Source organism: Rhizobium sp. NZLR1b, assembly GCF_019685155.1.
Lineage (GTDB): Bacteria > Pseudomonadota > Alphaproteobacteria > Rhizobiales > Rhizobiaceae > Rhizobium.
This window is the reverse complement of the sequence record NZ_JABDWC010000001.1, coordinates 296,202-320,516: the sequence shown is the minus strand read 5'-3', so window position 1 is coordinate 320,516 and position 24,315 is coordinate 296,202. Positions and strand designations below refer to the sequence as shown.

The 24,315-nt window shown below is 60.7% G+C and carries 21 protein-coding genes and 2 pseudogenes; 15 read left to right on the top strand and 8 right to left on the bottom strand.

The annotated features are described in order from the left end of the window. Nucleotides 1–73 precede the first annotated feature (73 nt). Nucleotides 74–391 (top strand): YkgJ family cysteine cluster protein, encoded by a 318-nt coding sequence (locus HJB84_RS01495; protein ID WP_207584737.1) that lies wholly within the window; start codon nucleotides 74–76, stop codon nucleotides 389–391. Nucleotides 392–488: 97 nt separating this feature from the next. On the opposite strand, the gene HJB84_RS01490 is transcribed toward HJB84_RS01495, so the two are convergent. Then, nucleotides 489–1,058, bottom strand: coding sequence for a nucleoside 2-deoxyribosyltransferase (locus HJB84_RS01490; protein WP_207584738.1), 570 nt, complete (start codon nucleotides 1,056–1,058; stop codon nucleotides 489–491). 185 nt (nucleotides 1,059–1,243) lie between these two features. Between HJB84_RS01490 and HJB84_RS01485 the strand changes: the two genes are divergently transcribed. The 10 genes and pseudogenes from HJB84_RS01485 to HJB84_RS01440 all read left to right on the top strand — a co-directional run bounded on the left by HJB84_RS01485 (nucleotide 1,244) and on the right by HJB84_RS01440 (nucleotide 13,226). Next, nucleotides 1,244–1,552, top strand: coding sequence for a DUF982 domain-containing protein (locus tag HJB84_RS01485; RefSeq protein WP_311044110.1), 309 nt, complete (start codon nucleotides 1,244–1,246; stop codon nucleotides 1,550–1,552). A gap of 222 nt (nucleotides 1,553–1,774) precedes the next feature. Then, entirely contained in the window at nucleotides 1,775–2,803 is a 1,029-nt protein-coding gene (locus tag HJB84_RS01480; protein ID WP_221115067.1) for a substrate-binding domain-containing protein, read from the top strand. Between the two features lie 170 nt (nucleotides 2,804–2,973). After that, nucleotides 2,974–4,512 carry a sugar ABC transporter ATP-binding protein gene (locus HJB84_RS01475; protein WP_221115066.1) on the top strand — a complete coding sequence of 513 codons (1,539 nt, stop codon included), beginning with the start codon at nucleotides 2,974–2,976 and terminating at the stop codon, nucleotides 4,510–4,512. Between the two features lie 28 nt (nucleotides 4,513–4,540). After that, nucleotides 4,541–5,533 carry an ABC transporter permease gene (locus HJB84_RS01470; RefSeq protein ID WP_221115065.1) on the top strand — a complete coding sequence of 331 codons (993 nt, stop codon included), beginning with the start codon at nucleotides 4,541–4,543 and terminating at the stop codon, nucleotides 5,531–5,533. 1 nt (nucleotide 5,534) lies between these two features. Next, nucleotides 5,535–6,539 carry a sugar-binding transcriptional regulator gene (locus tag HJB84_RS01465; RefSeq protein WP_221115064.1) on the top strand — a complete coding sequence of 335 codons (1,005 nt, stop codon included), beginning with the start codon at nucleotides 5,535–5,537 and terminating at the stop codon, nucleotides 6,537–6,539. Further along, nucleotides 6,536–7,528, top strand: coding sequence for an aldo/keto reductase (locus tag HJB84_RS01460; protein WP_221115063.1), 993 nt, complete (start codon nucleotides 6,536–6,538; stop codon nucleotides 7,526–7,528). The genes HJB84_RS01465 and HJB84_RS01460 overlap by 4 nt, the downstream gene beginning before the upstream one ends. 12 nt (nucleotides 7,529–7,540) lie before the next feature. Further along, nucleotides 7,541–9,289: a glycerol-3-phosphate dehydrogenase/oxidase gene (locus HJB84_RS01455; RefSeq protein WP_221115062.1), complete on the top strand. Its 1,749-nt coding sequence runs from the start codon at nucleotides 7,541–7,543 to the stop codon at nucleotides 9,287–9,289. Beyond that, nucleotides 9,286–10,107, top strand: coding sequence for a class I fructose-bisphosphate aldolase (locus tag HJB84_RS01450; protein WP_221115172.1), 822 nt, complete (start codon nucleotides 9,286–9,288; stop codon nucleotides 10,105–10,107). The genes HJB84_RS01455 and HJB84_RS01450 overlap by 4 nt, the downstream gene beginning before the upstream one ends. Nucleotides 10,108–10,135: 28 nt before the next feature. Continuing rightward, nucleotides 10,136–11,665: an FGGY-family carbohydrate kinase gene (locus HJB84_RS01445; RefSeq protein ID WP_221115061.1), complete on the top strand. Its 1,530-nt coding sequence runs from the start codon at nucleotides 10,136–10,138 to the stop codon at nucleotides 11,663–11,665. A 2-nt stretch (nucleotides 11,666–11,667) separates the two neighbouring features. After that, a pseudogene (locus tag HJB84_RS01440) lies at nucleotides 11,668–13,226 on the top strand (GMC family oxidoreductase). Nucleotides 13,227–13,404: 178 nt separating this feature from the next. Here HJB84_RS01440 and HJB84_RS01435 read toward each other — a convergent pair. Then, on the bottom strand, nucleotides 13,405–13,608 hold the full coding sequence (locus HJB84_RS01435) for a cold-shock protein (protein WP_003572688.1): 204 nt from the start codon (nucleotides 13,606–13,608) through the stop codon (nucleotides 13,405–13,407). 110 nt (nucleotides 13,609–13,718) lie between these two features. Continuing rightward, nucleotides 13,719–14,231: a hypothetical protein gene (locus tag HJB84_RS01430; RefSeq protein WP_207585200.1), complete on the bottom strand. Its 513-nt coding sequence runs from the start codon at nucleotides 14,229–14,231 to the stop codon at nucleotides 13,719–13,721. 326 nt (nucleotides 14,232–14,557) lie between these two features. Between HJB84_RS01430 and HJB84_RS01425 the strand changes: the two genes are divergently transcribed. Beyond that, a complete protein-coding gene (locus HJB84_RS01425) occupies nucleotides 14,558–15,670 on the top strand; it encodes a hypothetical protein (RefSeq protein ID WP_207584746.1) in 1,113 nt (370 codons plus the stop codon). 88 nt (nucleotides 15,671–15,758) lie between these two features. Here the strand turns inward: HJB84_RS01425 and HJB84_RS01420 are convergent, their stop codons facing one another. After that, nucleotides 15,759–16,367 (bottom strand): class I SAM-dependent methyltransferase, encoded by a 609-nt coding sequence (locus HJB84_RS01420; protein ID WP_207584747.1) that lies wholly within the window; start codon nucleotides 16,365–16,367, stop codon nucleotides 15,759–15,761. A gap of 182 nt (nucleotides 16,368–16,549) precedes the next feature. Next, nucleotides 16,550–19,429: an AAA family ATPase gene (locus HJB84_RS01415; RefSeq protein ID WP_221115060.1), complete on the bottom strand. Its 2,880-nt coding sequence runs from the start codon at nucleotides 19,427–19,429 to the stop codon at nucleotides 16,550–16,552. Between the two features lie 318 nt (nucleotides 19,430–19,747). On the opposite strand from HJB84_RS01415, the gene HJB84_RS01410 reads away from it, so the two are divergent. Beyond that, nucleotides 19,748–20,590, top strand: a complete 843-nt coding sequence (locus HJB84_RS01410) for an alpha/beta fold hydrolase (protein WP_221115059.1) — start codon at nucleotides 19,748–19,750, stop codon at nucleotides 20,588–20,590. A 30-nt stretch (nucleotides 20,591–20,620) separates the two neighbouring features. Here the strand turns inward: HJB84_RS01410 and HJB84_RS34055 are convergent. From HJB84_RS34055 to HJB84_RS01400, 3 genes and pseudogenes are all read right to left on the bottom strand, one after another. Continuing rightward, nucleotides 20,621–20,722: pseudogene (locus HJB84_RS34055) on the bottom strand (ABC transporter ATP-binding protein); the annotation flags it as partial. Nucleotides 20,723–20,783: 61 nt separating this feature from the next. Next, nucleotides 20,784–21,395, bottom strand: coding sequence for a DedA family protein (locus tag HJB84_RS01405; RefSeq protein ID WP_207584750.1), 612 nt, complete (start codon nucleotides 21,393–21,395; stop codon nucleotides 20,784–20,786). Then, nucleotides 21,392–21,973, bottom strand: a complete 582-nt coding sequence (locus tag HJB84_RS01400) for a class I SAM-dependent methyltransferase (RefSeq protein WP_207584751.1) — start codon at nucleotides 21,971–21,973, stop codon at nucleotides 21,392–21,394. The genes HJB84_RS01405 and HJB84_RS01400 overlap by 4 nt, the downstream gene beginning before the upstream one ends. A 267-nt stretch (nucleotides 21,974–22,240) precedes the next feature. Here HJB84_RS01400 and HJB84_RS01395 point away from each other — a divergent pair, with 267 nt between their 5' ends. Beyond that, on the top strand, nucleotides 22,241–22,915 hold the full coding sequence (locus tag HJB84_RS01395) for a response regulator transcription factor (protein WP_207584752.1): 675 nt from the start codon (nucleotides 22,241–22,243) through the stop codon (nucleotides 22,913–22,915). Nucleotides 22,916–22,953: 38 nt separating this feature from the next. Continuing rightward, nucleotides 22,954–24,291, top strand: coding sequence for a sensor histidine kinase KdpD (locus HJB84_RS01390; RefSeq protein WP_259670986.1), 1,338 nt, complete (start codon nucleotides 22,954–22,956; stop codon nucleotides 24,289–24,291). Nucleotides 24,292–24,315 lie beyond the last annotated feature (24 nt).

The following is a 24,315-nucleotide window of genomic DNA, read 5'->3' as shown; positions in this document are numbered from 1 at the left end:
TCGTCCGATATCCCTTTCGAGTTCTGTTTCAAGCACTTTGCGTTAAGGGCGGGTGTCGTGGTAGGAGTTGGGTATGAACTCACTAAGCGATATAGATTGCCAAAGCTGCGGCGCGTGTTGCTCTTTTTCATCGGATTGGCCAAGATTTTCTACGGAAAGTGATGCTGCTCTCGATTTGCTGCCACCGCGCTTCGTTGCGGCAGATGAGACGGGAATGCGTTGTAGCGGGTCGCGTTGCTCTGCGTTGGCAGGTCGGGTCGGTTTTGAGACATCGTGCCTCGTTTACGATATTCGGCCTGTCGTTTGTCGCGAATGCGTTCCTGGAGATGATGCCTGCCTGATGGCGCGTGAAGCCTTCGGATTAACGCTGCCGCATCAGATCCTCGGGTAGGCCAGCGCTTGAACGGGAACCAAATTCATAGCTTTGCGCGGAAGATAAACGAATTCGGGCGATTTATCCTCGACCTCGAACGCCTGAACCAAGCATTTTAGCGCAGCTTTTCAACGGCGATGGCGAGACACGTCTTGAATGCGGCGAGGTCGGTATAGAGCGCATCCCGAGGCGCGTCTCCGACGATGAGGACGCCACCGCGCCGCTCGATCCCGGCGTGCAGCATGAGATTGTCGGCCAGGCCGAAATCCTCGACGGCAATCCCGTTCGGGTCTCGCAGTCGACCGTCGGCATCATAGGCGAGGGCCCCGCCGTAAAGATCGCTCACCCGTCCGCTGTGATCTCGGGCCACATTCGTGTAGGCGAATACCGGCTTACCACTTGCGCACATGAATCCGAGTTCGAAGGCCGTCCCGGTATCGGCGGCAATGCCACGAAAGGGCGTCAGATTGGCGATGATGGCGTCAGCCTCCATCATCATCTTTTCGTCCACCGCGTTTATTGCCGCTGCGCGCTCGCGCTTCGAGTTCGTGTGCGGGATTTCCAGATCACCGGGCGAGAGTGGGAAAAGTCCCGCCTCGCGCGCAAGCGCTGCCTTCCGGTCGAGCATTTCACGGGCGTTTGGAAGGAAGACCTCCGGACCGGCCAGATAAACTTTTTTTGTCATAGACGAATTGCACCTTAATGGGATGGGCTCGGAATACCTCCCTTGCTGTATAGCCAAGGAGGATCACAATCCAGTGGACGAGAACCGCCCGCGACGCGCAGCGTGGTCCAATCAGATCGTTAGCCGATGGAATTGTTCCGTAGCGTGTTGGTCCGGTCGATGGCTCTTCATAGGACTAAAGCCCTATGCTGGAACGAGCCCGCGCAGATGACGTTCAGCCGATAGCTGAAGGAGCTGAAGAGATGTCGATGCGCCGCGATTTTTGGGACCAACCCGTTGAGGTCATCATTGGGGATGGCGACCACCTTAAGAGTATCCGCAGCAGCCGGGACGCGCTCGCATATCTCATGACCTGTTGGCCGCGTGAGAGAGCAGCCTCCTTCGCCGTCGCGAAGAGGATCTGCACGGACGCCGTTGACGGGCGGGCAGATCCATCCGCTGCCGCATTGGCATTCAAAGTTGCGGCTGAGGAAGCCGGCGTCCTTCACCGCTAGCCGTTCTTTGCGTCGAGGAAAAGCGATTGGGCACACAGTCGGACCTTCAGTGATTTCATGTGAAATATATTTCAGTGCATGAATTTTATTGACAGCTCTCTATCGTTGGGATTACCTGCCCATACCGGACTTCGAGGAGGAACTCCGGTCTTCAATGGATCATCGGCAGCCGCTCAGGTGCCGCCGGATATTTGGGAGGGGCCTCGGCCTCGAGGAGGAAACTTGCGCAGATTTCTAAGCACGACCGCATTGGCGGTCCTCGCATCGACACTATTGGCTGGCGTGGCCAGCGCAGACACGGAAAATCCGTTCCGCTGCAAGCCGGGCGAAAAATACGTCATGAATGTGATGGTCTCGGGCGTCGAATATTGGTTTCCGGTCTATGAGATGTTCAAGCAGGCCGGTCAGCAGCTCGGTTGCGAGACGGCTTATACCGGCACGCCGGAATATGACGTCAACAAGCAGATTGCCACCTTCGACCAGGCGCTGGCCCAGAACCCGGCCGGTATCCTCGTTCATCCGATGAACTCCGACCCGTTTATCGAGCCGATCAACCGGGCTATCGATCAGGGCACGGCGGTCGTTACCTTCGCGGCCGATGCGCCGCTCTCCAAGCGCATTTCGTTCATCACATCGGATAATACCCGTGAGGGCACCTATGCGGCCGACGCGATTGCCGAAAAGATGGGTGGCAAGGGCGAATATGCCGTTCTCGAAAATCCGGGCCAGGACAACCACGACAAGCGTATCGCCGCCTTCATCGCCCGTATGGAGGAAAAATATCCGGATATGAAGCTGGTCGGCCGCGCTGCCTCCAACCAGGACCCGAACAAGGCCTATCAGGGCCTGATGAGCCTGGTGCAGGCACATCCGAACCTCGGCGCCGTCTTCATGCCGGAAGCGAATTCGGCGATCGGCGCTTCGCAGGCCAACAAGGAAAGCGGCGGCAAAATCCTGGTGATGTGCGCCGACGTCAACGCCAACATCCTCGACATGATCAAGGCGGGCGAAGTGTTCGGCTCGATCAACCCGAACCAAGGCATGCAGGGTTACATGGGCTTCATGCTCCTGTGGCTGGCCAAACATCCGGAACTCATCGACCCGATGAACGACGCCAAGCGCGCCAGCTTCAACCCGATGAGTATTCCATTCGTCGACAACGGCCTGTCGATCGTCACGGCCGATAATGCCGACGACTTCTACTGGGATAAGTACCTCAAACGGCGGGGCACCAAAGGCATCGATGAGTAAGCCCACTGCATAATTCCTGAAATCGGAATCGACTTAAGGACAAATTATGCAGCGGACCAAAGCGTTACAGCGACCTTTGCGCGTCTGAAACGACGCGCGGCGCAGTAGGTGCCGGCTGTCCGAGGCATGAATCCCCGGACAGCCATCGCGAGCGTGAAGAGGAGACGATGATGGCGTCGGTGCCGGTTCTGGAAATCCGCAATGTCAGCAAGCACTTCGGTGCGGTGAAGGCGTTGACGGAGGTGAGTTTCAGCCTGGAAAAAGGCGAGGTTCATGCGCTTTGCGGCGAAAACGGCGCGGGCAAGTCGACGCTGATGAACATCATTGCCGGCGTGCTGCAGCCGACCGAGGGGTACGTTCTTGTCGACGGCGCGCCGGTAAAAGTGACGTCGCCGACCGTGGCGCAATCGCTCGGGCTTGGCCTCGTGCATCAGGAAATCGCGCTCTGCCCCGATGCGACGGTGGCCGAGAACATGTTCATGGCCGCTACCAACCGCCGCCGCTCGCCTTTCATGAATTATGGCAAGCTGGCGGGGGATGCGCAGGTCGTGATGAACCGGCTGGCGCCGATCGACGTCCGCCGTAAAGTCGGCGACCTGTCGATTTCCAGCCAGCAGCTTGTCGAGATCGCCAAGGCACTGACGCTCGAATGCCGGGTGCTGATCTTCGACGAACCGACGGCAGCGCTGACGGAATCGGAGACGCAGATCCTGTTCGGGATCATCCGCGACCTCAGGGCGCAAGGTATTTCGATCATCTATATCAGCCACCGCATGGCCGAAATCTTCAGCCTGTGCGACCGGGTCACCGTGTTCCGCGATGGCCGCTATGTCTCGACGGAGAAGGTGGTGGATTTGACGCCGGATGATGTGGTGCGTCGCATGGTTGGACGCGAGATCACCCAACTCTATCCGGAAAAGCAGGCGCCGGCGGAGCGGACCGACGAGATCATTCTAAGCGTCAGCGATCTCGGCGACGGCAGCCGCTTCACGGATGTGAGCTTCGAACTGCGCAAGGGCGAAATTCTTGGTGTCGGCGGGTTGATCGGCTCCGGCCGCACCGAGATCGCCGAAGGTATTTGCGGATTGCGGCCGGTGATTGCCGGCGAGGTTGAACTGCATGGGCAGCGGCTGCAGACGCGGTCCTATGCGCAGGCCGCGCAGGCAGGCGTCGTTTACCTGTCGGAAGACCGGAAAGGCTCCGGCATATTCCTCGATCTTTCCATCGCCCAGAACATTGCCGTTCTCGATCTGAAATCACTGACCGGACCGCTTGGGCTGTTGAATTCCAAAGCCGAGGCGGATCGAGCCCGCGACCTGGTCCGCCGGCTCGGCGTGCGGATGGGTGGCATCGACATGCCGATGTCGTCGCTGTCGGGCGGAAACCAGCAGAAGGTGGCGATTGCCAAGCAACTGGCGGTTAACCCCAAGGTCATCCTGATGGACGAGCCGACCCGCGGCATCGATGTCGGCGCCAAATCGGAAATTCACCGGCTGCTGCGCGATCTCGCACGCTCCGGCATCGGCATCGTCGTCATCTCGTCGGAACTGCCGGAGCTTCTCGGCCTGTGCGACCGGGTGCTGGTCATCCACGAAGGCAGGGTTGCAGGCGAAGTCGAGGGCGAGGCGATGACGGAAGAGGCGATCATGCGGTTGGCGTCGGGGATCGGCGGTCACGATAGTTCAAGGGCATCAGAGCATGCCGCATAGAGAAAAAGCAGGGGCAGGAGACAAGGTCATGGCGGACGCAACGTTGGCAACGGCACATCAGCCACGCGCGCCCGGCTGGAAACGGCTGGGGACAATGCGCGAGGCGGGACTGATCGCGATCATCCTGGCGCTCTGCATCGTCATGAGCATTGCCTCGCCGCATTTTCTGACGCTCGGCAATTTTCGGGCGATGCTGATGTCGTTCTCGGTGGAAGGGATCGTCGTCGTCGGAATGACCATCCTGTTGATTGTCGGCGGCATTGACCTGTCGGTCGGCTCGGTCGTCTGCTTCTCGATGGTGCTGTCTGGCTCGCTGTTCCTGATCGGGCTCGATCCGTGGAGCGCATCCCTGATCGGGATCATTGCCAGCGGCCTGATCGGCTGTGTCATGGGCTTCTTCGTCACGGTCGTCGGGCTCAACCACTTCATCACCTCGCTTGCGGCCATGGTCATCGTGCGCGGCATCTGCCTGATCATTACCAAGGGCACGCCGCTGTCGCTGTTCACCTTGCCGCCCTCGTTCAAGGCGGTCGGGCAGGGCACGTTCTTCGGTGTCCCCTATGTGATCCTGATCTTCGTTGCCGTCGTCGCGCTGTTCGATTTCCTGCTGCGCCGGGCGACCGCCTTCCGCAAGGTGTTCTACACCGGCAGCAACGAGAAGGCGGCGCTCTATTCCGGCATCAAGACCAACCAGGTGAAGTTCTGGGTGACGGTGCTCTGCGCCACGCTGTCCGGTGTTGCCGGGGTGATCTACATGTCCCGCTTCGGCGCCGCGACCCCGACCTTCGGCGTCGGCATGGAGCTCAACATCATCGCCGCCTCGGTGATTGGCGGTGCGTCGCTGAATGGCGGCTCCGGCACCATCCTCGGGGCAATTCTCGGTATTGCCCTGCTGTCGGTCGTCACAAGCTCGTTGATCTTGCTCGACGTGTCCGTCTATTGGCAAGACATGATCAAAGGCTGCATTCTGCTTGCTGCCGTCTCGATCGACCATTTCCTGCACAAGCGGAAGGCTGCCTGATATGCCGATAGCCAAACTCAGACCCGCAAACGCGCCGCGCGAGGAAATCGTCATCGCCCGGCAAATGCACCGGGCTCTGGTCCTGCATTTTCTCGAAGGACTGACGCAGGCGCAGATTGCCGATCAGCTCGGCATCTCGCACGCCACCGTCAACCGCCTGATCAAGCGCGGCCGCCAGCTCGGCCTGGTGGAGATCAAGATCAAGTCGCCGGTCGAGCCGCTGGTCGATATGGAAGAACAGTTGCGAGCGCTTGGCGGCATCGGCCGCGCCGTGGTGGTGCCGACAGTGTCCGACAATCCGCAGACGGCGCTGCAAGCTGTCGGCGAAGCGGCAGCGCGGTTGCTGCTGGAAGAGATCATCGACGGCGATACGATCTGCATCACTGGTGGCAAAGGGGTGAGCGCCGTCGTCGCCGGTCTGCAGCCGCCGCGCCGTTTCGATGTCGAGGTCATTCCGGCAACCGGCTGCGTGCAGGGTAAGCACTACACCGACGTCAACCATGTCTCGACCTTGATGGCCGACCGGCTTGGCGGGCGTTCCTACCAGATCCACGCACCGCTCTTTGCCGATGACGCCGAGCAGCGGGCGATGCTGATCAACATGCGTTCCGTCGCAGACGTTTTCAAACGGGCGCGCGAGGCGAAGGTGGCCGTCGTCGGCATCGGCTCGATCCTGTCGGACGATTCCAGCTATTACGACCTGCATCCCTCCTCAAGCACCGACCGCGCCGCGATCGAGCAGTCCGGCGCCTCCTGCGAATTGCTGGCGCATCTGCTCGATGATCGTGGCCAGATCTGCGATTACAGTCTCAATCGTTCGCTGGTGTCGTTGACGCTGGCGGAATTCGCCTCGATTCCCACCAAGATCGGTGTGGCGAGCGGGCCGAACAAGGCAGGCCCGATCCTCAGCGTTCTCAGGGGTAATCATCTGGATACCCTGGTGACCGATGAGGCGACGGGTGCGCGGGTGCTGGCACTGGCGAATGGCGAAGGAAAATGGGCATGAGCGGGCAGCAATTGACACGTGAGATCGGCAAATCCGGCGTTTCCGCCTCGGCGGTCGGGCTTGGCACCTGGGCAATCGGCGGCTGGATGTGGGGCGGGACTGACGAAACAGAATCGATCGCCGCGATCCAGGCATCGCTCGACGCCGGCGTGACCCTGATCGACACGGCGCCAGCCTATGGGCTCGGACGTTCCGAGGAAATCGTCGGCAAGGCCTTGACCGGTCGCCGCGACAAGGCGGTCATCGCCACCAAATGCGGCCTTGTCTGGCATACGCAGAAGGGCCGTCATTTCTTCGATCAGGACGGCAAACCGGTCCACCGTTATCTCGGCCGCGATGCGATCCTGCATGAGGTCGAGGAAAGCCTGAGGCGGCTCGGTACCGACTATATCGACCTCTACATCACCCATTGGCAGGACCCGACGACAGCGGTCGAGGAAACCATGCGGGCGCTGGAAGATCTGCGCACCTCGGGCAAGATCCGGGCGATCGGCGCAAGCAATGTCAGCCGCGACGACCTCAATGCCTATATCGCTGCCGGTGGCCTCGATGCGATCCAGGAGCGGTTCAGCATGATCGACCGTGAGATCGAGGCGGAGCTTCTGCCGCTGACGAACGTGAACGGCATCGCGACGCTGAGCTACTCGTCGCTGGCGCTGGGGTTGCTGTCCGGCACCATCGGTCCGGACCGTGTGTTTTCCGGCGACGACCAGCGCAAGGACAATCCGCGCTTTTCGGTCGCCAACCGCCGGAAGGCAACGGCGCTTGCCGACGCCATCCGCCCGATAGCCGAAAAACACGGCGCCAGTATCGCCCAGACCGTGATTGCCTGGACGCTGGCACAGCCCGGCGTGACCTTTGCGCTCTGCGGGGCGCGCAATCCGGCACAAGCAATCGACAATGCCCGGGCCGGCATCATCCGGCTGGATGCGGCCGATCGTGCGGCCATCGATACGGCCATAGCGGCGAAACTGACTGACATGAGATAGCGGATCGCCATCATGAAACGTGAAGAGATATTGGACGGGCTTCGCCAGAGCCCGAAGGTTGACGTGTGCATTATCGGCGGCGGCATCAACGGCATCAGCGTCTTTCGGGAGCTGGCGCTGCAGGGCCTGAATGTGCTGCTCGTCGAGAAGCACGACTATTGCTCCGGTGCCAGTTCGGCGTTGTCCCGCATGGTGCATGGCGGGCTTCGCTATCTTGAAAACGGCGAATTCAAGCTGGTGAAGGAATCGTTGGTCGAGCGCGACCGGCTGTTGCGCAACGCGCCGCATTACGTCGCGCCGCTGCCGACGACGGTGCCGGTGTTCGACATTTTTTCCGGCCTCGGCAATGGCATCGTCCGCTTCCTGGGCCTCAGCCGCCGCCCGAGCCGCCGCGGCGCTGTCGCCATCAAGGCAGGCCTGAGCATCTATGATTCCCTGACGCGCAAGCGAGCGCTGATGCCGCGCCACCAGTTTCGCGGCCGGCGCGTGACGCTTGCCAAGTGGCCGGCGCTCAATCCCGACATCAAGAGTTCCGCCACCTATTTCGACGCCTGGGTCAGCCATCCCGAGCGGCTGGGCATCGAGCTTCTGCAGGATGGTCTTTCAGGCAATTCCGGCGCGATGGCGCTGAACTATGCCGAACTGCGGCGGATGGAAAATGGCCGGTATCGCATCGAGGACCGGGTAGGCGGCGCAGCCGTTGCCGTCGAACCGTCGCTGATCATCAACGCCACCGGCGGCTGGATCGACGTCGCCAATCAAACCCTGTTTTCGCCGGAAGCACGGCCGGCACCGCTGATGGGCGGCACCAAGGGCTCGCATCTCATCATCGACAATGCGGAGCTGCGCGATGCACTTGCCGATCACATGATCTACTACGAGAACGAGGACGGACGGATCTGTATCCTGTTTCCCTATCTCGGCAAGGTTCTCGTCGGTTCCACCGATATCCGCGTCGATGATCCGGAAACGGTGCGCTGCGAGGCGGACGAGCGGGATTATATCCTGCAATCGCTCGCCTTCGTGCTGCCTGATATCACCATCCGGCCGCAGCAGATCGTTTTCCAGTTTTCCGGCGTGCGGCCGCTGCCGGCCAGCACCGACAGTTTTACCGGACGCATCCCGCGCGATCATTTCTGCACGGTGCTGGAGCCGTCCGGGGGCGGGCCGCCGGTGCATTGCATGATCGGCGGCAAGTGGACGACATTCCGGTCCTTCGGAGAACTGGCGGCCGACATGGCTCTGGAAGGGCTAGGCAGAGGGCGCAGCGTTGCGACAACCGATCGGCCGATCGGCGGCGGGCGGGCATTTCCCGCCAACAAATCCGCCTGGCTTGCGCAGGTGGCGTCCGCCAAAGGCCTTTCCGGCGGGCGCATGGCTGAGTTGTTCGCCCGGTACGGCACGGATGCTGAGGCGATTGCCGGTTTCATCGCGGCAGGCCCCGATGCAGCGCTGCCGCACGCCGGCTATTCGGTGCGCGAATTGCAGTTGCTGATCCGCGATGAAGCAGTGGAGCATCTCGACGACCTGCTTTTGCGGCGCACCACGCTCGCCGTTTCGGGCGAGCTTTCGCTCGACATGATGGATGCCGCGCTCGACCTGCTGGCGCAGGAAAAGCGCTGGACGCCGGGCCACCGTGCCAGTGAGCGTCACCGTTTTCTCACCCTTCTCAACGAACGCCACGGCGTCAACGAAGACATGCTTTCCGCAAGGAACGAACCAAGGAGCACAGAATGCGACACAACAGCAAAGTCCGGATGAACCGGCTGTTCGACGGCGGCCGCTGCCTCGACGTGGCGATCGATCACGGCGTTTGCAATGAGCCATCCTTCCTCGACGGGCTGGAGGATATTCAGGCCGTCGTCAACGCCTTGGTCGCTGCCGGGCCGGATGCGATCCAGATGAATTACGGCCAGGCGGACCTGCTGCAGGACGTGCCCGGCAAGGACAAGCCGTCGCTGGTCATACGCATCGACATGGGCAATCCCTATAACCGAATTCGCCACCGCGACATGTGGGCGGTACTGCAGAACGAGGCCGAGCCATTGATCGGCGCGATCGAAATGGATGCAGCCTGCGTCGTCGTCAACCTGTTCATGCTGCCGGACGAGCCGGACCTGTTCCGCCAGTGCGTTGAGAATATTTCGCGCGTGCGGGCCGATTGCGACAAGTATGGCATGCCGCTGATGATCGAGCCGCTGGTGATGCAGCCGGTCACCGAAAAGGGTGGTTATATGGTCGATGGCGATGCGGACAAGATCGTTACGTTGACCCGGCTCGCCCGTGAGATGGGTGCCGATGTCGTCAAGGCGGACCCAACCACCCATGCCGAGGATTTCCACAGGGTGGTGGAGGCAGCCCGGTGCCCGGTTCTCGTCCGCGGCGGCGGCAAGGAAGATCTTCGTGCCGTTTTCGACAAATCGGCGGCCTTGATGCGACAGGGTGCTGTGGGCATGGTTTATGGGCGCAACATCTATCAGCACGCCAATCCGAGCGCCGTGGTGCGCGGGCTGATGGCGATCGTCCACGAGGATGCGAGCGGCGAACAGGCCTTTGCGCTCTATCAGCAGGCTGAATAGCGATTTCGAACCTTGGGAGGGGTTCTGCATGGGAGACTATCTTTTGGGGCTCGACGCCGGAAATACCGTAATCAAGGCGGTGATTTTCGACCGGCATGGCAACGAAATCGCGGCTGCTTCCGAAGAGGGGCACAGCCGCATGCCGAGCCCGGGGCATGTCGAGCGGGGGCTGGACGAACTCTGGACGAATGCACGGCAGGTCATCCGCGCCTGCATCGAAAAGGCGAAGATCCAGCCGGAGGAAATCGCCGCAATCGGTTGCGCCGGACATGGCAACGGCCTCTATGCGCTTGATCGCGACGGCGCTCCGCTGCTCGGCATCCAGTCGCTCGACACGCGGGCGGCCGGGCTGGTCGATGAATGGCGAGAGGCTGGCGTTGGTGAGCGGACCTATCCGATTGCCCGCCAGCGTCCGTGGCCATCCCAGACGCCGACATTGCTTGCCTGGCTTAAGCGTCGCCGGCCGGACCTGTTCGACTGCATCGGTACGGTGTTCTTCTCCAAGGATTTTATCGTCAATCGGCTGACCGGCCGCCGCGTCAGCGAGGTGTCCGACATGTCGGGGGCGGGCTTGCTCGATCTTGCCGCGCGCCGCTACGACAGGGCGTTGATGGAGGCCTATGGACTGGGCGATTGCATGGACCTCTTGCCGCCGCTCATCGAAAGCGCCGACATTGCCGGCACGGTCACGGAAGAGGTGGCGACGCAGACCGGGCTGGCTGCCGGCACGCCGGTGGTCGGCGGGCTGTTCGACGTAGTCGCCTCGGCGCTCGGCTCGGGCGTTTCGTGCACCGGCAGTGCCTCGATCATTGCCGGCACCTGGAGCATCAACCAGGTCATCATCGACGGTCCCGACCTCGACGGGCCGGTGTTCATGTCCTCGACTTTCGATCGCACTCGCTACATGGCGATGGAGAACAGCGCCACCTCGGCTGCCAATCTCGAATGGCTGGTGCGGGAGTTCTTCGAAGGCGAGCATGCGGAAGGCGTTTCCCCTTTCGATGCCTGCTGCGCGCTGGCTGCGGTGATCAAGCCCGCCGCAGACGACCCGCTCTATCATCCCTATCTCTACGGCGCCCAGCAGGACGGCCACGCACGCGCCGGCTTCTACGGTCTTGCCGGTTGGCACACCAAGGGGCATCTGGTTCGCGCGCTTCTCGAAGGTGTCGCCTTCGGCCATCGCCAGCATATCGAGGCGATCCGAAAGGCCGGCGCTGATTTCAACGAAGCCGTGCTGTCCGGCGGCGGCTCGCGCAGCCTGATCTGGCCGCAGATCTTTGCCGATGTGCTCGGCGTTCCCGTCACCGTTGCCCGCTCGCGCGAAACCGGTGCGCTGGGGGCGGCGATTGCGGCGGGAACCGGCGTCGGAATCTTCGCGGACTTCGGCACTGGTGCTGCGGCGATGGTCCAGACCGAGCGGCATTATCGTCCGGATATCTCGCTTGAGGCACATTATGCGCGGCGCTACGCGCTCTATCAGGATATTGCCGAAGCGATGGCACCGCTCTGGCGGCGTCTGACGGCAGTCGCGCCGGCGGCAGCGGGAGTGGCGGCGTGAACATGCGTGTGAATGATGCCGCCATTGATGCGGGAAGCTACGACTACATCATCGTCGGCGCGGGATCGGCGGGATGCGTTCCAACCGGCTGTCGACCGATCCGAAAACCCGCGTCCTGCTGCTCGAAGCCGGCGGCAGCGATCGGTATCATTGGGTGCATGTGCCGATCGGCTATCTCTACTGCATGGGCAATCCCCGCACCGATTGGATGATGACGACGGCGGCGGAAGCCGGACTGAACGGCCGGTCGCTGCCCTATCCGCGTGGAAAAGTCTTGGGCGGCTGCTCGTCGATCAACGGCATGATCTACATGCGCGGGCAAGCGGCCGATTACGACGGCTGGCGGCAGGCGGGTAATTCCGGTTGGGGCTGGGACGACGTGCTGCCCTATTTCCTGAAATCCGAGGACAACTATCGTGGCAAGTCGTGCATGCACGGGGCGGGCGGCGAATGGCGGGTGGAAAGGCAACGGCTCTCCTGGCCGATCCTCGATGCCTTTCGCGATGCGGCCGAAGAACTCGGCGTTCCCAAAACCGACGATTTCAACAATGGCGATAATGAGGGCTCAGGCTATTTCGAGGTCAATCAGCGCGGCGGCCTGCGCTGGAACACCACCAAGGCCTTTCTGCGCCCGGCGATGAAGCGGGCCAATCTGCGTGTGCTGACCAGCGCCGAAACCGAACGACTGGAATTCGACGGCAGGATGGTGACCGGCGTGCGGTTCCGGCTCAACGGGCAAACTCATCTGGCTCGCGCCGGTCGCGAGGTCATTCTGTCTGCCGGTGCGATCAATTCGCCGAAAATCCTGGAGCTTTCCGGGGTTGGCCGCCCGGATGTGTTGTCCGCTGCCGGACTGGACGTCGCCCATGAACTTCCGGGCGTCGGCGAAAACCTGCAGGACCACCTACAGATTCGCACGATTTTCCGCATCGAGGGCGCAAAGACGCTGAACCAGCTCTATCACAACCTGTTCACCCGGGCCGGGATGGGGCTTGAATATATGCTGCGCCGGTCCGGTCCGACCGCCGATCTCGAATATCACGTGCAGCCCTTGAGCACCGACCGGCTGGGCGAGCCGCTGCACACATATCCCGCCGTCACCGTTTCGGTCTGCAATCTGCGGCCGGAAAGCCGAGGCACCGTGCATGTTGGCGGCCCGGACCTTTCCGTGGCACCGGAAATCCGCCCGAATTATCTTTCGACCGTCGGCGACCGGATCGTTGCAACAAAATCGATTCGGCATGCCCGCCGGCTGATGGAGGCCGGGGCCATCGCCAAGTACCGGCCACAGGAAATGCTGCCGGGCGCGGAATACCAAAGTGACGAGGATCTGATTCGTCGCGTCGGCGATATCGCCACCACGATCTTCCATCCGGTCGGCACCTGTAAGATGGGCAGCGACACGATGGCGGTCGTCGATTCACAATTGCGGGTGCATGGGCTGGCGAAGCTGCGGGTCGTCGATGCATCGATCATGCCGACGATCGTCTCGGGCAATACCAACTCGCCGGTGATCATGATTGCCGAGAAGGCCGCCGAGAGTATCCTGTCAGGGCAATAACTCTTGGGATTGCCTGAAGTGAATGCGTGAAACGCCTTGCCGTCCCGGTACCCCAAAACGACACGCGCAACGCTTGGTTACCGTCGTGACAGCCTATCGCGCTAAGGCATTCTTGCCTGCGGACTGCGACGAGGAGCCCAACCCGCTTAACGCGGGCTGGGCAATCTTCGACTTTCGATCAGAGGGTTGAGACGTTCTCAGCCTTTGATTTTCCGGTCTTGCGATCCTGTCCGACGTCAAAGCTGACCTTGTCGCCTTCGCGGAGCGAGCCGCCGCGCTGCAGCGCAGACACGTGCACGAACACGTCTTGTCCGCCATCCTCAGGGGTAATGAAGCCGAAGCCCTTGTCGTCATTGAAGAATTTAACCGTACCTGTCGGCATGAGATAACTATTCCTTGTGTCATTCGTCGATTTGCGAAAGCGAAACTATACCGCCGACGCTTCTCTATCAACCTTCATGCCGTTGACGCAATTCAAAAGCAACGAAGGCACTAGCTTCGTTGAAGGTCAATCAGGCTCGTGACAACCGATCGACCTGTGGCGGGGTCGGTATCGACGGTCGTAAGACGCATGCCCGACGCACCGATCTTTTTGATCGTCATCTGCGCACGTCGATCGCCATTTACCTCCTTGGCCCACTTTATCGCGAGGTTTATGGCATCGCCGTTGCGCTTGCCGCCAAGACCCGCGGTGCCGGTTCCCGCCCCGACATAGGAGCCGGTGTAGCTGTCACCGCTCGTCTTGAGATTGGCGCTGATGATGCGGGAAAAGATCATGAGGCTGGTGCAGCGCCCATTGAGTGCGAGGGAATTCGTGTTTGTGTCCGACTTGAAGCGGCACGTGACTTTGAGAGTGGGTGCATTTGTCCGCACTTTCACCGTCCCTTTACCGCTCCAACTTCCCGCAAGTGTTTTTAGGAAGGCTGATTCGTCGGCATGGGCACCGCCGGCCATGACCCCCGACCCGGTCGCAATGGCGACGGAGCATGCAATGACCTGGATCATGTGAGTAATTTTTGGCCCACGGGACATCAGCATCACGACGCTTAGCAAATCGAGGAGAAGGGTCGTCATATAATCGCTCGGCGGTGATTTGGTTCCGTATGGGAAGCATTCAGGCTTGCAACTCACTCCTCTTGCGACGGTGGTGTCATGCGCGCGTGCGTATCAACAGGATCGACGTAGGAATGCTGCCCAAGCGTGCATAAAGGGATTGCGAATCCTTCGCATCAAGTTGTAGTCGGGATTATGCAAGCCGATCAGAATGACGCCAACTCCGCTGCTCGTCATCGGTTGCTGTCTGAAGCTTTACCGGCGCGCGGCGCTGTCACATGAGGGGTCCAACGCCATTGTCTTCGCTTGTACTCCCCAGTCGCCCGCTTTCATTGGCGCGCAACGTCATCTCCACGCCGAACGCCTACTTCTGGTCAACGCCCATTATCCTGGCGTTGGCTGTCTTTCTATTCGTCTCGGAAGCACCGGGCGTGATCCGCGATTTCCAGATCAGCCAGAACCCTTTGGTACTCGAAGATGGTGACGTGCAAAACGGGAAATGCACGACACGCAAGGCAGTCTTCACCGACTGCGAGGCACGCCTTGTCTACAGCTACGGTGGACGAAACTACGACACCGAGGTCGAGGTCATGTTCGTCGATTTCCATACCGGCGATTATGAAACCGGTCTTGTGATTTCCGCCGATCATCCGGAACTCGCGACGATGAGTCTCGGTCTAGACATGCTCTGGAACAGGATTATCACCCTCACTCTGTTTGTGGTCCTGCTTGGCGCCATGAGCCTGGGGATGATTTTTCTCGGTATCCGCATTTGGCGGGTCAAGGGGCAATTGCGCCGGCCCGCCAGGCTGATCCCGGTCCCGGTCGAGATCAGCGCATTCGACCGAAAACGCGGCGTCCTTTCCATCACCTACAATGACAAGATTGCCGCCGACAAAACAGGGCGTTCGGCTTACACGCGGATGAAGAGCGGACAGGAACCGCTGATCGTCGGTGAAGCCAATGGCAAGGCGATCGGACTGGCTGTCCGGCACGGCAATACAGCCCTGCCAGTGCTTCTGGACGATCGTCTGCAGCGGGTCGAGCTCACGGATGCCGAGCGCACCGCGGCTCTTGCACCCTTAGCGCATAAGCAAGCAAGCGATCAGGGTGTGCCGGTGCTGATTGAAGAAGCCAAAAGAACGGTATCGATATGGAAGCGGCTGCAGTTTTTCTTCGGTGTGTTGCTTCTGATGGTCGTCGGTGTGGTCGGCTTCTGGCTTTGGTATGTCACAACCTCCTCGACGCAATTCCAATCGCCTGGAATGGACATCAACAATCTCATGCCGGCGCCGTTAAACGCGTGGGGATGCGAGCAACTAAAGAAGCGGTTTGGTCAGGATCGCGCGCCGTTCGGTTGCGTCGCCGCCGATTACACGAGCTGGAAATGAAAACGGCCTGCGCAGCCGACGCCTATCGTTTGATAAGGAACGCCTGATAGCAGCCTTTGCATCGCGAAGCGCACGAAATCGCTGCGCGTCATCCGGGTTTCCGTGCGTAAAATGTGTTCCACGCTTCGTTGTTACGACCCAAGCGGTATGCGTCCCATTCAAGATCCATGCCGGCGGCCTTGATGCACAGCGCGAAGTCGTCCCGGCGCCAGTAGGTCATATGGTAGGCACCGCTCGTCTCCCCGTCGCCATCACGCATCGTCACCAGGAAGACGCCTCCGGGGCGTAGCGCTGCGACGATCTTTTCAAGGACTTGGCCGGTCTGGTCGCGAGGCACATGGATGAGGACACAGAGAGCGATCACAGCGTCATAGGGGCCGCCGAGGTCGTCGGTGATGACGTTGAGGAACTCGCCCTGCTTGCCGCGCGCCGCCTGCAGTTCGAGAAAGCGTTGCGTGGCATCGGTTCGCCTTACCAAAACGCCCTGGGTCTCAAGGAAATCCGCATCCCATCCGGGGCCGGAGCCAATCTCAAGGATCCGGCCTACTTTGCCGGCGGCGACGGCGACTTGACGCAACGCCGTCTCCAGGCTGGGTGAGGGAAACGGATCAACGATGCGACTATAATCATCCGCACAATCTTCATAGGAATCGATCGTGCGTTGCGTGCCGGCCAAAGTGGCGGAAGAAGTGGGCATTTTGACCTCCGAATGATGGAATACTAACGCCGCTCAGCGCTTCGTATCACCATGCTCAGCGTAAGGCCGCGCACGCACATCAGGCAAAATGCCTAGGCAACGAAAGAATTGAATGCGATGCCGACCTCGTGAGAGCGGCCAATCAGGAGGGTTCAGCCAGGCAATCTCCTGGAAGCTAACATTTAGGCGGGATCAACCATCCGCAGCCGGTGCGCCATCGCGGCTGCAGCGCCGCGGCTGGGGACGGAGAGTTTGCTCAGGATGTTGGAGACATGAACGCTCGCCGTTTTCGAAGAAATGAACAGATTGTCGGCGATCTCGCGATTGCTTTGTCCTGCAGCGACAAGCCGGAGCACCTCGAATTCCCGGTCCGTCAGGCCAAGCGGTGCCTTCGGCATACCGCCGTCCGTCCCACCTCGAAGATCAATACGAGCCTTTGCGGCCAGCGTCTCGATCTGATCGCAGAGGAGGCGGGCGCCGATCGAATGGGCAAGATCAGCGCCTTGCCGTAAATGACCCGCACCCCTGGCGCGCTTGCCGGCATTCACCGCAGCGCCACCGGCCTGCATAAGGGCATAGGCCTGCCGAAAGGGCTGGCTCAAATCAGCCCAGTTTTGGGCAAGCGCTTCCCAGCCATCGAGGTCGGACCCCGCGGTGCGCGACATCTCGGCCGAAATGCCCAGCCTCTCGGCCTCCTCCACTATGTTGCGGCACGGCGACCGAGCGGCAAGGTCCGCGAGCTGCCGGGCGGCATCTTTCTGACTCGTATCGACGGCAACACGCATGGCCGAGGCCAGCAGCGGCCATGAGACGCTTCCTTGCTTCTCGATATGGGTCGAAGCGGATCTTATCAGTATCGCAGACTGATCCGCATCGCCCGCCAGCGCGCAGCTTTCGATATCGAATCTCAGAAGATTGGCCGCCATGCGGCTCGCAACCTGAGGACCCGGTGGCAGAGCGCGCAAGGAGCTTGCGGCTGCGGCAATTCGATCCGAATCCCCTAACACCAGGGCAATCTCCGCCTGGCATTCGAAAACATGAACAAGCCCAAGCGGCAGCGGATCCAATGCCGCCATCCGTTCGCACGTCTCAATGGCTTCGGAAACGCGGCCGACGGCGAGCAAGGCGCGGCACAAAGCCGAACCCACGATCGCCCCGATATACCGGGCCTGACCGAACTCGACGGTCCGCGCAAAGATCGCCGGTCCGACTTCGATGACCTCAGCGTATTTTCCTGTCGCAAACAGGGCTTGAAGGAGGGAGGCACCCGCCAGCACCTCGACCCGGCCGATGGAGGCTTGCTCGGCGCGCTTGGCCACGCTCCAATGGGCGTCGATGCGGGAACTGTCCGATGCCATGTCCACAGAGGCCGCGACGATCAGCGCCTCGATACGGTACTCCTCGTCATCGAGCCTCTCCGACAGATCCTTCAGTTCGTCGCCTAAGCGCCTGGCGCGATCGAACTCTCCCCGCAATATCAGCGCCCGGGAAAACTGCCCCAGTCCGTCCGCGCGCAGCCTTGTGGGATCGAGCGCATGATCAAGCGCTCGTTCCAGATCGGCGATTTCGCCTGGGATAAGCGTGTGCTGACGCATCACCGCGCGCTGCAGCAGAAGGGCTGCCAGCTGCGTGCCGTCGCGCTCGGCATCCACCTCGGCGAGTGCGCGTTCGACAAAAGCCAGTCCCTGTTCCGCTTCCGCTGCCCAGCAGGCGGCATCGGCAGCCAGTTCCAGCACCCTGCAGGGATCCGCGCCGATCAAGTCGGCCGCATTATCGACGTCGGGCCACGCCGCCAGCACGAGCTTCAGCATCTCCATCTGGTCCGCATAGGCGAAAGTCGCGGCGCCTTCTGCAGCCGATTGCCAGGCCCACCGCAGGCAATGTTCGGCTTCGCCGGCACCGTGCCAGTGGCGGGCGAGCGCAACGGCATGCCAAACCCGGTAGCTTGGAACCGGACCGCGTTCGAGCACTTCGGCATAGGCGCGATGAATGGCCATCCTCTCGCCGGCAATCAGGTCGCCTCGCACCGCTTTGTGGATAAGGGCGTGGCGGAACGCATATCCGTCGCCATCGGGCACCAGGATCCCGGCCGAAATCGCAGGGCGCAGCAAATCTGCCAGTTCAAGGTCGGACTTATCCGCCACGCTGCGAAGAAGCCCATGGGCGATATGCGGGCCGCCGAGCGCCGCCACCTTCAACAGCTCGGCCGTGGACGCCGGCAAATCCCTGACGGCTTTGAGCAGGTAGTCGATGAGCGAGCCGGGAAAATCCGTACGCAAGCCTCCGCTTGCATCGATGAGGGCCTCGGTGAAAAGCGGTATCCCGCAGCACCGCGTATGAACCTCATTGATGACAGCAGGTGTTGGCGGGCGCCCGAGCAGCCCTTTGAGTTGTGCTGCGACCTCCGCCCGCGTGAGGCGGGGAAGCTTCAACACCTCGGCACCCTCGGAAAGGGAGAGGTCGGCAATAGTCGTCCGCAGTGCGTTGCTGCCGCTGGTCTCCTCGGGTCGATAGGTGACGATCAGCATCAGCCGAATTTTCCTCAGCCGCGCCGCGAGGAAGCGAAGCAGATCGCACGTGGTCTGGTCGGCCCAGTGTATATCCTCGACGACCAGGACGAGCGGCATTTCTCGTGCAAGCTCTTCGAACAATTTTCGCAGCGCTTCGAACAGCCGTGCTCTTGCGATGCCCGCATCATACCTTTCGGAGGTCTCGCCGAATTCGGGAAGAAGCCATGCCAACTCACGGGCACCCTCGGCGCCGACAAGCGACCGCGCTGATGGCGCGCCGCGCAGCTGAACCAGTTCATGGAGCACAGCCGTCACAGGCGCATAGGGCAATGCTGATTCCCGCTGCTCGATGCAGCCGCCTTTCAGGAACAGGGCACGGCCGGACAGTCGGTCGGCAAACTCTTCAACCAGCCGGCTCTTGCCGCCGCCGGCTTCTGCCCCGAGAAGAAAGGAACGTTGCCGCCCGCCGGAGACATCCCGGAACGCGGCTTCCATCGCATCGAGTTCTGCTGCGCGGCCAGAGAACAGAGATCGTCTATGAGATGTCGGCACAAAATCCTCCGGTACGTGCGGTTTGAGATTAGCAGAGATGGAGACGTAGTCATCCCATGTGCGGCGAACATCGGCCGAGGAGCGATGTGCCGATTTCGGACACCGGCGATCTCCATCGACGCGCAGCTGTTCAATTTTCCACGGGTGGAAGGGGATTTGGTGTCAGTGCCGCCGCTGTTGCTCCCGAGTGTTTTTGACCTGTCCTACTGAAAATGCCCGATGCGGCACCGCTGCCTTAGCCCCAATATGGGGATGCCTGCTGATACCAGGACCCAAGGTTTTCGCCGCTTCACCCAGTACACGTAAAGGACGCCCCAAGTGAGTGAACGCATTATCAGATTTGACGACGTCGAGATCGCCACGCAGGCATTTGGCAACCCGGCGTATCAGCCGATCCTGTTGATCATGGGCGCCATGGCGTCAATGCTGTGGTGGCCGGACGAGTTCTGCCAAACACTTGCCGATCGCAAATTTTATGTCATTCGCTACGACAATCGAGACACCGGCCGCTCGACGATCTACGAGCCGGGGGAACCTCCCTATACAATGGACGACATGGCTGAGGACGCCATCAGAATACTCGATGGCTACGGTATCGACGGCGCCAATCTGATCGGAATGTCGTTGGGCGGCACGATCGCCCAGATCGCAGCGCTCTCGCATCCCAAACGCATCAAGACGCTGACGCTGATTTCCACCACGCCGATGGGCATTGATACCAGTGCTCTACCGCATACCACCGGCGCCTACATGGCGCATGCAGCGACGGGCGAGACCGTCGACTGGACAGACGATGCCCAGGTCATCGAATTCCTTGTCAAGGATACTCAAGAGATCGCCGGTGTGGCCCATCCCTACGACGAACGGCGGGCGCGCGCCTTTGTCGAACGGGACGTCAGGCGGGCGAAAAGCTTCGTCAACGCCACCAATCATTTCATGCTGAAGGGCGGCCAGACCTTGAAAGGAAAATTGGGAGAACTGGCCGCGCCCCTGCTTGTCATACACGGAACGGCGGATCCGATTTATCAGGTTGAACACGGCGAACTGCTGGCAAGAACTGTCCGGGGAGCGAAGCTTGTTCGGCTCGAAGGTGGCGGCCACGAAATTCATCCCGATGATTGGGAAGAGATCGTTTCCGCTATCGACGCCCACTTGCGGTGATCCAAGAGAGAGCGAGGGCGTGCCGGATGGCTACGCCCTTCCGTACATCCGGCTCGCGTGCAGCAGGCGTTGCGAATAGGGATGTTTCCACGGTACCTCTTCGACCTCGACGATCTCGCCCGCTTTGGCAACGCGCCGTTAAGCGGGATGCTTGCCTCCCACTCTACGAACTAGCCCTTGCTCGGTCTGAGGCTTATGTTCGCGCCGTCCTCTGCCGCCGCATGAGCCATCGCATGCTGCCTGCAACTACGATTTCAACGGCCACAAGCGCCAAGGACAAGAGAACGCCTGTTTTGACCGGGTCATGGGCGGCTCCGCGCAACACGAATCCGGTGGTCAGGAAAAACGTGTTATAGGTCGTGATCCCGATCGCCGAGGCGACGAGAAAACGATCGGCCCGCAGCTTAAGCACGCCGGCCGGCAACGACAGGTAAAGCCTCGCTACAGGGATTATCTGGCCGCAGAGTGAGACAGCGAAGTGATTTCGGCGATAGGCATTGGCAAGATGCCGATAACGTTCGAGGGGCAGAAAGACGAACCTCCCGTATTTGTCGACCGCCCGAGTGACACGCTCTTCTCCAAAGGAGCGACCGAACGTGTAGACACATGCTGTCCCAATCAACGAACCGCTGGACGTCACGACAATGACGGCAGCCAGCTCCATGATCGTCGACGTGGCGGAGCCGAAGATCAGCAGCATGAGATAGGAGGGTACGATGGGTATGGTCTTTTCGAACACCGCCGCGGCGAACATGCCCAAGACGCCAAATTGAACGACTAGGGGCAACAGCTCCGATGAGCTCATGCCATCGTCTCCTCAACACGCCGCGTAATGCGATAGACCGCTGCGGGTGGAAGGTTGAGATAAGCTCGTCCCAGGCGTTTGGCCTCAAGACCGAGTTCCGCAAGTATGGACTTGTGCACCGGACAGGCAGCGCCATAGGTGAACAGGAAGAACTCGCCGCCGGACTTTAAACAGGAGAAGGCGCCTTTCATGATACTGGCGACCCTTTGATGCGACATGTTTAGCAGTCCCAGGCCGCAAACGATCGCGCCCACCGGAATATCGGACAATGTCAGCCGGTTCAGTTGCTCCGCATTCATTTCCAACAACCGGGCCCGGGGAAACCGCGCTTCCAGAAGCCTTGCGAAGTCCGGACTGCACTCGATCAGAGTGAGGTTTTCTTCCCGGACGCCGCGTTCGATCAGGGCCTGCGTGAATGCTCCCGTTCCTGGTCCAAGTTCCAGAACCTTACCCGTCCGCGCCGTAATGTCCCTTGTCATCAATGAAGCCAAGGCGCGGCCGGACGGTGCAATGGCCGCCACGCTGCGCGGATTGCGAAACCATTCGCCAAGGAACAGAAAAATATCAGTGATGCCCATGCCGCGCTCCGTTCGTTTCGTAAAGCAATGGCAAGAGCATGAGTATTTTTAGGGTGTACATCATTGTTGATCCGGGTCACGGCACCAGACTGAATGCGGAAAGCGTTTGTGCCTCATACACAGCTAATGTCAGTTTTACATGTCGGCAGTCTGTCGCAGCCCGGATTGGCCAGAATTTCGGAAAAACCGGGCTTATGTTTCTCGTGCAAGGTTGCCGACATGGAGCGCCCGTAAGAAGATAAGCCGTTCCAACGAGGTAGGTTCGTCTTGAGAGTATTGTTGGTTGAAGATGAGCCTGAGATGGCATCTGCGCTGCGTGACGCGCTTGCAGGTAGCGGCATGGTTCTCGATCATGCGACCAGTCTTGCTGACGCTGAGCTGATCACTGCTCCCGGCCTGCATGACGTGCTTATTCTCGATCGGCAACTCACTGATGGCGAAGGACTGTCTCTGATTCCGAAGCTGCGCGCCAAAGGAAACCTTGTGCCAGTACTTGTCCTGACCGCCCGGGGGGAGCTGACCGACCGTGTCGAGGGCCTCGAACAAGGCGCGGACGACTATCTGACCAAGCCCTTCGCATTCGAGGAGCTTGTGGCGCGGCTTCGAGCCCTCATGCGCCGACCAGCTACGATGCAGCGCGACATCGTGACGATCGGCCGGCTCTCTTATGACCACTTCAATCACGAGGCCAGGGTCGGCGACAACGCGATTGAGCTGACACGCCGAGAATTGCTCGTCCTTGAAGCGCTGTTGCGACGCCTCGGCCGTATGGTGCCGCGTTCGTCGTTGATGGAAGCCGTCTTCGCAATCGATGACGAGGTGCAGCCGAACGCACTCGACACCCAGGTTTCGCGCCTTCGCAGAAAACTTGCGGATGCGGACAGCGGTGTCATCGTCAACGGTGTCAGGGGAGTGGGTTATCTGTTGAGGGAGGAACCATGAGCCTCGTCGAGCCCCGATCTCTGCGGTGGCGATTGGTCATGCATATCACAACCGCGCAGATCGTGATGCTGGTGGTGATCTTCGTGGGCATGTTCGCCACTATCGGGTTTCTCTGGTACTTCGGATACATCAATCACGGGGTCAATGACAGGACGACACCCGAAGTGGTGCGCAACGCGATTCAACGCGGCCCCGACGGAAAGCTGTTCATCTCCCCAACGCAGGAACTGGTCCAACTCAGATCGCAGATCCCCAATCTCTGGTTTCTGGTTCGAGATGCGAACGGACAGCAACTGACGGAAGGCCGCGTCCCATTGGAGGTCATGTCTGCGGTATCGGCGTTGGATGTTATCACATATGCCGATCTGATCCAAAATTTCGAGAAGGACGCATTGCCGCTCGCGATAGTCCACTGGGAGGAAACGCCTGCCGGGCGGGTCAAGATCATGTCGGGCGCGCAGGGACATGTCACCATTGCCCAGATACTCGAGTCGAGCCAAGGTCTCCTGACGGTGATGGCGATATTGATCGCAATCACCGCAGTTGCAACGTTCCTCGTGACGCCGTTCGTCGTTCGCCGCGCACTGAAAGGCCTCGACCACGCGGCCGAAGAGACGAAGAAGATCGATATCCATCGGAGCGGCACGAGATTGTCCGCCAGCGGCGTGCCGCTTGAGATTCTACCCTTCGTCAATGCCGTCAACGAAGCGCTTACCAGGCTCGACAAGGGATATACGGGCCACAGGAGATTTTTGACCGATGCGGCCCACGAGCTCCGCACGCCGATCGCTATCCTGACGACGCGCCTTTCGGGGCTTCCGCCCGGGCCGTTGAAGGTCCGCCTCCTGGAGGATGCCGCCAGGCTGACCGCGCTGACGGGCCAGCTTCTCGACTTGCAGCGTCTGGAACAGCAGATGGTCGCGTTTACAGCTGTCGACCTGGTGGACCTTGCCGAGCGCGTCGTCATCGACCTTGCGCCGCTGGCCTTCGGTGCCGGATACGAAATGCGCTTCGAACCGGAGGGTGACAAAATACTGGTGTCCGGCGACGAGACATCCATCGAGCGCGCACTGACAAACCTTGTCCAAAACGCCATTAACTACGGCGGAAGACAGGGAACGATCAGCGTCCGTGTCTCCGCAGCCGGATGGCTGGAGGTCTGTGACGAGGGGAAGGGAGTTCCAGAGGCGGAGCGAGAACAGATTTTCGAGGCCTTCCATCGCCTGCGGCACGATGGTCGTGGGGTGGGCCTTGGCCTCGATCTCGTCCAGAAGATTATGCGCCTGCATGCGGGACGCGCCGAAGTCCGGCCCGGTCCCGGCGCATGCTTCCGTCTGACCTTCCCGCTTACGCCACCGGCAAGGCCGCTGCCGTAACCTGATCTCAACGGCGAAAATCCA